Source organism: Pseudomonas avellanae BPIC 631 (assembly GCF_000444135.1).
GTDB lineage: Bacteria > Pseudomonadota > Gammaproteobacteria > Pseudomonadales > Pseudomonadaceae > Aquipseudomonas > Aquipseudomonas avellanae.
Map to the genome: position 1 here is coordinate 1 of NZ_ATDK01000107.1, position 8,463 is coordinate 8,463.

Here is an 8,463-nt window from a genome sequence, read left to right on the forward strand (position 1 = left end):
AAACTCAAGAGAAACTATGAAAGCGTCATAGCAATGGCCTGCGCTTTTCTGTGGCTACCAATGTGAAACGGGAACAGACCCTAGCGCTAGAGCGTCGGGGCGAGAGTTATTGTGCTCTCAGCCCCGTCACATCAGTTGCTTTTCACCGCATGGTCCGGCTTCTTGTCGTTGCCGGGAATGTACGGGCTCCAAGGCTGGGCGCGGATCGGCTCTTTGGTCTGCCAGACCACGTTGAACTGACCGTTGTCCTCGACTTCGCCAATCATCACTGGCTTGTGCAGGTGGTGATTGGTCTTGTCCATGGTCAGGGTGAAGCCCGATGGCGCGGCGAATGTCTGCCCGGCCATGGCTTCGCGGACCTTGTCCACGTCAGTGGATTTGGCTTTTTCGACGGCCTGCGCCCACATGTGGATACCGACGTAAGTAGCTTCCATTGGGTCGTTGGTCACCGCCTTGTCAGCGCCCGGCAGGTTTTTCTTCTGGGCGTAGGCTTTCCAGTCAGCAACGAACTTCTTGTTGACCGGGTTTTCCACCGACTGGAAGTAGTTCCAGGCGGCCAGGTGGCCAACCAATGGTTTGGTGTCGATGCCGCGCAGTTCTTCTTCGCCTACCGAAAACGCCACAACCGGTACGTCGGTGGCTTTCAGGCCCTGGTTGGCCAGTTCCTTGTAGAACGGCACGTTGGAGTCGCCGTTGACGGTGGAAATGACAGCGGTCTTGCCGCCCGCCGAGAATTTCTTGATGTTGGCCACGATGGTTTGATAATCAGCATGGCCGAACGGGGTGTAGACCTCTTCGATGTCCTTGTCCGCCACACCTTTGGAATGCAGGAACGCACGCAGAATCTTGTTGGTGGTGCGCGGGTAGACGTAGTCGGTGCCCAGCAGGAAGAAGCGCTTGGCCGAACCGCCGTCTTCACTCATCACGTACTCGACCGCAGGAATGGCCTGCTGGTTAGGCGCTGCACCGGTATAGAACACGTTGGGCGACATTTCTTCGCCTTCGTATTGCACCGGGTAGAACAGCAGGCCGTTGAGTTCTTCAAACACCGGCAAAACGGATTTGCGTGACACCGAGGTCCAGCAACCGAAGACCACTGCCACTTTGTCCTGAGTCAGCAACTGACGGCCTTTTTCTGCGAACAGCGGCCAGTTGGAGGCCGGGTCCACGACCACAGCTTCGAGCATCTTGCCGTTGACGCCGCCTTTGGCATTGATTTCGTCGATGGTCATCAAGGCCATGTCTTTGAGCGAGGTCTCGGAGATCGCCATGGTCCCGGACAACGAATGCAGGATGCCGACTTTGATGGTCTCGGCAGCCTGAACGGTCCAGGTCAGCCCCATGGCGACGATCGATGCGGACAGGGTAAAGGCTTTGATCAGGCTGCGACGCTTCATTGACTGGCTCCATTCGTTTCTTGATGGTTTTTGTTGTAGCGCATTCATGGCTCTCATCAAGCTTTAGCAAATGCTGGGCCAACGCAAAAAAGTCGCAAAATCGAATGAATCTGTCGCTCGGGAAGGGCGTCGCGCACCTCTGTGGAGCGCAGTGATGAGCGTGGTGCGCCTTGCGCGCTGTGATGGTGCGTCACGTTAAAAGCCCGCTCTGATCGGGCGGGCTTCTGATTCTCGGTTAGGGAATGCTATACCCCGCTTTCTTTCTCGCCGGTATACAGGTCATACGTCTCATCAGCGATCCGTTCAGGTACGTCGAAGTAAGCAAACAACTGGCCATTGAGGCGTTTGGTCGCGCAAAGCTGCAAGTGGGTGCCTGGCGCAATAGCAACGTGGTCGCCCAGAAAGCCTGTGAACAGATTTTTTTTCGGGATCGAAGGCGCAAAGATGAAGAACACCGGATGATTTTCAGAACTGGCGTTGCCGCTCACAAAAACATCCTGACTCCAGCGGACGGCATTGGCGCGTGAGACGGAGGCTGATTGTATGCCTGCATCAGTAAACACTGCGCCTCCCTCTTGCTCCAGGCATGCAAGACCGGCGCTGGAAACGTAAGTGGCGCGAAAAGCGCCGCCGTTCCATTCTCTGAGGCGATGGAACTGACTCATGAACTCGCGTGTTTTCGCATTTCGAACGCCGCGTCGCAGCAACGGGTTGATGTCTGCCGAGCCACCTTCTGCATAGGCAACGATTTTAGCGAGGTTTTCCGCGTTAGAGGTTTTGCTCAAGGCCAGATAATCGGCCTCGAACTGCGCGCGTTCAGCGGCGCTCGCGTCCTGAAGCGAGGCGGGCCAGGCGCTCAACAGGTTTATCAGCTGTGTTTTTGCCTGTTGAGTGGCCGTTTGGCTTAAACGCGGCATTTTATTGCCCACGACTTTCCAGGCGCCGCTCGTGGTACGCAGTGCGTATTCCTCTTCATGTACCAGCGTCGACAGGTCAGTCGGGTGCACACGATAAAGACGAGAGTGACCGAACATATTGGCGCGGCGGCTTACATACCAGGTTTTCGCGTCGATCGCGACAGCGACAAAGCGCTTGTGATCAAGGGTTACGGTAAGTCCCGAATCCGCCAGCCTGGGTGCACTTGAAGGTGACATCAGGTAGCCGATCTGTACCTGGCCATCGCGACCGCTCCGGCGGATCAGGTTTGGGCGCCTGACTGCCTTCCTGGCCTTTATCGCAGACTTGAGAGGCAGCGCCATGCGCCCCATGACGGCGATGGCAAGGTAGCCGATAGCGCTCAGGAACTCCTCGGCGGCCCCTTCGATATCGTTTTTCTCAACTTTTTCAAAGGCGCTCCAGGTTTTGTAAAGGCCCACGCCCAGCGCGAGAGGCATCATGATCGCGTCGGGCAAAAACAGAATCGCAATATTGGCAATCAGATCGAAGCTGCTATCGGATTGGCCGGTCTGATATTCCGGGCTCATTTGCCGTTTGGCTGTCTGGATCAACTGGTCGATCTTGGTCTTATGATTTTCCTCATAAAGATCTTCGCTTTGGGGGATGAAAGCGATCAGTCGTAACAGCTTTATAAGGAACGGTATCGTAGAAAACCTGGTTAATACCTCCGGTAGCCGCCAGTGTTTTGCCTCTTTCTCATATTGCATGGCCTGCAGCGTCTCCAGGCGCCTGAAAACGGGAATCTGCTGAATCAGGTAATGCTGAAATGGCTCTTTTTCCAGAAAGTTGATATTGAGGTGGTGCACGCTACTGAACCAGCGGAAAACCACGCCGTCTGTCGCATCCAGTGTGCATAGCACTATTGGGCCCTTTTCGAATGTATCGACCGGGGCAATCAGCATGACGTTGGTCATCTTGAGTTGGTTGACGCTGAAAAAACGGACTTCTATTTTTTCGCCATCGACCGTACGCCGCTTTTCCGGTCCCGGGGAGTCGAGTACGGCGTTGATCCAGCTCAAGCATTTCAGCGGAAATGCTTGCTGTTCGATCTCCAATACGGCCATCCGCATCTGCGATTCCAGCAAATCTTTTTGTGAGCGCTTTAATTGATGGGCGTAAGTCGATGACTTCAGATGTAAGTCGAGGTAGCTGCCTAGATGTTGTGGGTCCTTGATAGTGGTGATCAGTTCCGTGATGAAACGTTCGTCCAGGTGCGTGATGGCAGCGCCCTTGTCGTCGGTAACGTTTGTCTGTGTTGCATATTCGACCTTGTTTCGATGGTCGGCTGTATGAACCAGCTCCTTGAGCGACATTGTGGCGGTAAGGCTGTCCGGTGTTATGGGGACCTCTTGTATCTCAAGCACCTCCGGGGTTGTCAGGTAGGTGATCGAGACGCGGATTCGCTCAGGTGCGAGTGTGATCGCGGCTTTTTTCAGTGCGTTATCCAGTTGCTGGTCGATATAACGCGCGAGAAAAATACGGCTGTCAGCCTCGGGGCTGGCGAATGTCTCCTTACTTGAGCGCTGAATCTTCACCACCGTTTCGCCAAAGCGCTGCGCGTGCTCAAGCCATTGCTTGCGTTGCTCCTGCCCCATGGTTTTCCACCAGTCAGGCATATGGGTTTGAATCAGCTCTGAATTCAGCCGGTCAAGGTGCAGATGGTTATCGAAATTCAGCTCAGGGCTCAGTAAGCGCCAGATCAGTTGTTCGATAGACGTCATGTCCATTCGCTCGGCGCGGGCGCGCTGTATGGCGTGAGCGAATATGGATTGCTGCCTGATGATTTGCCGGGTCAGCAGTGTGCTCAGGAAGTTACCGGTCATTGACGAGTAGTGCCATTGCAGCGGGCTGGTGATGGGTGGCCCCGGTTCTTCCGGCGTGAGCTGAGCCTGAACACGTTGTCTGTATTGAGGATCGGCCCCTTGCCGGATGAGGCTGTCGTTCATCTGTTTGAACGAGCTGAATCCCTCCAGTCCGTCCTGAAGAGTGAACAGCAGAACGTCTTCACGTTCTTCTTCCTCTGTTTGCGCCGGTTGCGTTCTAAGCCTGCGAGTGATGGCGAAAGCGCCGTGCAGGGGCATCGGTTCGCCTCCGCCAATACTTGCCGACAGGCTGTAAACACCGTGTGGCTGAACCTCGTCAGTGGTGTTGGTTGCGCTCAGCTTCAGCGCTGCCGAAAGCATGCTGTGGTGACTGACTTTCATCTGTCCCAGCGCGATCTGTATTTCGCATTCGGATTTCAGGCACTGGATCCTGTCTGCGAGCAATGCGCTGCTTCGGGTCTTGCCATCGGGTAGTTCAAAGGCCCAGTAATCTGCCAGTTTCTGGCTGTGACGCTGTTCCAGTTGCTGGTTGACCTGAGCGTAGAGTGTCAGGATAGCCGCTCGGCCCAGTGGCTCGATGGCCGGAGTCAGGGCCGTGGCGGCGGGCGATGGGTTGAAGCCCAGCACTTCATTGTTGGTCCAGGTGAGGCGTCCGGTGAAATGCTCGATCAGGCTGTCGATCAGCGGAGCGCTGTGCCGGTTGGGCTCTGCGTCGGGTGGTAACGTGCTGTCACGGTAAGCCAGCCATGTGGTCTGGATGTTCAGCCCGGGCTTTACCGTCCGGAGCAGTTCATGTGCCAGCTCACGTACCGTTTCGCTGAGTGTGGGCGGGTAAGTATCGCTGTCAGAAGGTCTCTCTACAGGGTGTTCGTGTGTCGTGAGCGTCGCGTTCATAGTGCCAATTCGTCTACATGATTGATGATCCGCGGCAGGCTGTCGCCAAGCGGTTCATTTCATGTAGTCAGGGTTGGCGGCGCAGGGCTATCGGCCAGCGCTGGTAGATGACTGCGGAATCGGCTACCTGGTCGGTAGGAAGTATCGGCCTGGGGCAAGAGTGATTCAAGGCAGGGCGAGGCCTGAAACCAGGTATGAGGAGGAATTCATCACAACGCCACTCAATGGTTTCAGGCCCCGCAGGGAGCAATCTAAGCTGTTGCCGCCCGTTTGGCAAAGCGCGAAAGCACTATTTGATCAAGCACCCAGACAATCAGCATCGAAATGCCCACCAGAGGGAACAATACCCCCAGCGCAATCATCACCACGGTCGCGGTTTTCCAGCGTGGCAGGTCGTGGCGCAGCGGCGGCACACCCAGCCCGTTCTGAGGTCGGCGTTTCCACCAGATCACCAGCCCACTGACCGAACTGAGCAGTACCAACAGGCACACCAGCAGGATCAGCAACTGGTTGACCCAGCCGAAAAACTTGCCTTCATGCAGCATCACTCCCAGCTCGGTGGCCTTGGACACTGCGCTGTAATCGACGTAGCGCACGTCGGCCAGTACCTTGCCGGTGTACTGATCGATGTGCAGCGTTGCGTCATCGCGCGGGTCATCGGCGAACACCGAGACGGTAAACACGCCATCGGCGGTCTTGGGCTGAGTGATGCTGTAACCCGACACGATTTCTCTGGCGCGTGCAATGTCTACGACCTTTTGCAGCGACACGGTTGGCGCAGCCGGTGCGCTGGACATATGCATGTGGTCCATGTGTTCGGCGTGTTCACCGGTCGAAACCGGCATCGGGGTGTTCTCCATTGCCCACGGCACGGTTTGCACGCTGGCATTGTTCAGCTCGCCAGCCTGCTTGTCGGACTTGGGCACGTCCGTCCACATGGCTGCCGGGAAGGTATTCCACACCGCGGCGTATTGCTTGCCCCACATGCCGGTCCAGGTCATACCGCTCAACAGCATGAATAGCAGCAATAATGCGCCCCAGAAACCGGTCACGGCGTGCAGGTCGCGCCACAGCACGCGCCCTTTGGCGGTCAGGCGTGGCCAGAGCACACCCGCCGCCGAGCGACCCCAGGGCCACCACAGATAAAGGCCGGAGACCACCAGCACGATGCCCCAGCCCGCCGCCAGCTCGATCAGCCGGTCGCCCAGCGTACCGATCATCAGTTCGCCATGCAGTGCACGGGCAATGGCCTGCAGGTTTTGCTTCGCGTCCTGAGTGCCAAGCACTTCGCCGCGATAAGGGTCAATGAAGACATTCACCTCCTGGCCATGCTCGCTGACCACAAACTGCGCGCTGCCGCTGGCACTTGTCGGTGGGAAATACTTGCCGATGGTGGCTTGTGGATAGGTATGCAGCACCCTTTGTTGCAGTTCGTCGGCACTGAGGCGATGCTCGGCCGGTGCCACGTTCAGCAGGCCGCTGTACATCAGGTTGTCCAACTGCGGCTTGAAGAGGTAGATGATCCCGGTCAGCGACAGGAGGATCATGAACGGCGCGACGAACAGCCCGGCATAGAAATGCCATCGCCAGGCCAGGTTATAAAAAGAGACAACAGGTTTGGACACGTTCAACACTCCCCAGTAGGGATTACACAGCACAAATCGCGCGCAGCCTTGAGCTGCGGGCGATCGTGAAAACTTTTTTCGGTTATGCCGTGATGAACGTGGGCGGCGCCCGGCTGCGGGCATTGGGGAAAATCGATTTGCGTGCGTGGCCGTGCAATGGCGGCAGCGCGAAGAAGTCACCGGGCCTTGGCGGTGTCGCCGACACTAGCTCCACGACCTGAGGCAGCGCCGGGCAACTGAACAGCAGGGTGCAATAGCCGCATTTGGCCCACAGCGCGTGATCGCTCATGCCGGTGTCGGCAGGCATGGCGTGCTCGCCGCCGTGGTGAGCGTGGCTGTCGGCAGACATGTCCATCGTGGCTGGCATGGACATCGACATGCCGGCGTGCTGATCCATCGGCATCGACTGGGAAATCAGTGGGCCGATAAAGATCATCAACATGGCGAACAGGCTCAGCCATGCGGCCCGGTAGTGACGGCGCGCGGCGGGTCTGTCTTTGTGGCGTGCGGCGCTCAATCTGAACGGATACTCAGTGCTGGTGTTCCGGGGCCTGCTTTTGTACCACGACCTGCACCTGGACATCGCCTGCCTTTTCAAAATGCAGGGTCATCGGGAAGCGCTGGCCGACCACCAGTTTCGAGCGGTCCTTGAGGTCCAGCAGCATCACGTGCCAGGCCATCGGCGCGAAACTCACCTTTGCCCCTGCCGGAATATCGACCGCCTGAACATGCTGCATCTTCATCAGCCCGTCGGCGTGTACATGCTCATGCAACTGCGCCTGCCCGGCGATGGGCGTGTCGACACCGATCAGCCGGTCGGCGCTGTCGCCTTTGTTCTCGATAATGAAATACGCCGCCACAGTGGGCGCGTTGGGCGGCAACTCCATCGACCACGGATGGCCAATCAGCAGTGACCCTGCCTTGTACTCATGGGCCTTGGCGAAGCAGGCCGGCAGCAGTAATGCGACCAGCAGGAGTGCTTTTTTGAGCATGGGGGTGATTCTCCGGAAAAATGAGTGAAGGGTAGCTCGGTTGAACATCCGAAACACTCAGGTAAACCTTTAAGCCCCACCGAGTGTGCTGGTTTTATAGAGTCGTTCCTAAACACGCCGCCATAAGGTAATGGGTATGAACGAAAGGGCGCAGTCACATCGCTTGCGTACAGGGCGGATCTCCGGGGCGGGCCAAATTTATCTGGTTACTGCAAAAACATTCCAGAGAAATCCTGTTTTTTCCGATTGGCGCATGGGGCGCCTGCTCGTCGATGAACTTCGGCAAATCCAGGAGCAGCAACTGGCCGATTCGCTCGCTTGGGTCGTCATGCCCGACCATATTCATTGGCTGCTGCAGTTGAATGGTCAATCTTTATCTCGAGTTGTGCAGCGCGTTAAATCAAAAAGCGCGATCGCCATAAACAGAGCAAAGGGCTGCAGTGGGCCGTTTTGGCAAAGCGGATTCCACGACATCAGCGTCCGCAATGAAGACAGTCTTGTGAATTATGCCCGTTATGTTGTTGCCAATCCTGTTCGAGCCGGCCTGGTCAAAAGCGTGCGTGATTATCCCTTGTGGGACGCTATCTGGCTTTAAAAATGCTGTAGCGACCGGGACGGCGATCCGCATTGCTCGCGAGGGCCGCTCAAAGCTTGCATTGATCTTGTGGGAGCGAGCTTGCTCGCGAAGGCGGACTTACATTGAGCATAAATTTTCGGCGGTCATTCGGGCCTCTTCGTGAGCAAGCTCACTCCCACATGAGCGTTGTGATCATGC

The 8,463-nt window shown here is 56.8% G+C and carries 6 protein-coding genes; 1 reads left to right on the plus strand and 5 read right to left on the minus strand.

From position 1 onward, the window contains the following. Positions 1-131 precede the first annotated feature (131 nt). The 5 genes from urtA to DW49_RS0107170 all read right to left on the minus strand — a co-directional run bounded on the left by urtA (position 132) and on the right by DW49_RS0107170 (position 7,688). Complete coding sequence (urtA, locus tag DW49_RS0107150) at positions 132-1,397, minus strand: urea ABC transporter substrate-binding protein (protein ID WP_005620739.1); 1,266 nt, start codon at positions 1,395-1,397, stop codon at positions 132-134. Between the two features lie 245 nt (positions 1,398-1,642). Beyond that, entirely contained in the window at positions 1,643-5,071 is a 3,429-nt protein-coding gene (locus tag DW49_RS0107155; RefSeq protein ID WP_005620737.1) for a dermonecrotic toxin domain-containing protein, read from the minus strand. Between the two features lie 251 nt (positions 5,072-5,322). Beyond that, positions 5,323-6,696, minus strand: coding sequence for a PepSY-associated TM helix domain-containing protein (locus tag DW49_RS0107160; RefSeq protein ID WP_005620735.1), 1,374 nt, complete (start codon positions 6,694-6,696; stop codon positions 5,323-5,325). An 82-nt stretch (positions 6,697-6,778) separates the two neighbouring features. Continuing rightward, on the minus strand, positions 6,779-7,213 hold the full coding sequence (locus tag DW49_RS0107165; protein WP_005620734.1) for a DUF2946 domain-containing protein: 435 nt from the start codon (positions 7,211-7,213) through the stop codon (positions 6,779-6,781). 13 nt (positions 7,214-7,226) lie between these two features. Next, the gene (locus tag DW49_RS0107170) at positions 7,227-7,688 is read right to left on the minus strand and encodes a copper chaperone PCu(A)C (RefSeq protein WP_005620732.1); all 462 of its coding nucleotides are present in this window, start codon (positions 7,686-7,688) and stop codon (positions 7,227-7,229) included. A gap of 136 nt (positions 7,689-7,824) precedes the next feature. On the opposite strand from DW49_RS0107170, the gene DW49_RS0107175 reads away from it, so the two are divergent. Continuing rightward, positions 7,825-8,283 carry an REP-associated tyrosine transposase gene (locus DW49_RS0107175; protein WP_024421161.1) on the plus strand — a complete coding sequence of 153 codons (459 nt, stop codon included), beginning with the start codon at positions 7,825-7,827 and terminating at the stop codon, positions 8,281-8,283. Positions 8,284-8,463: the final 180 nt, after the last annotated feature.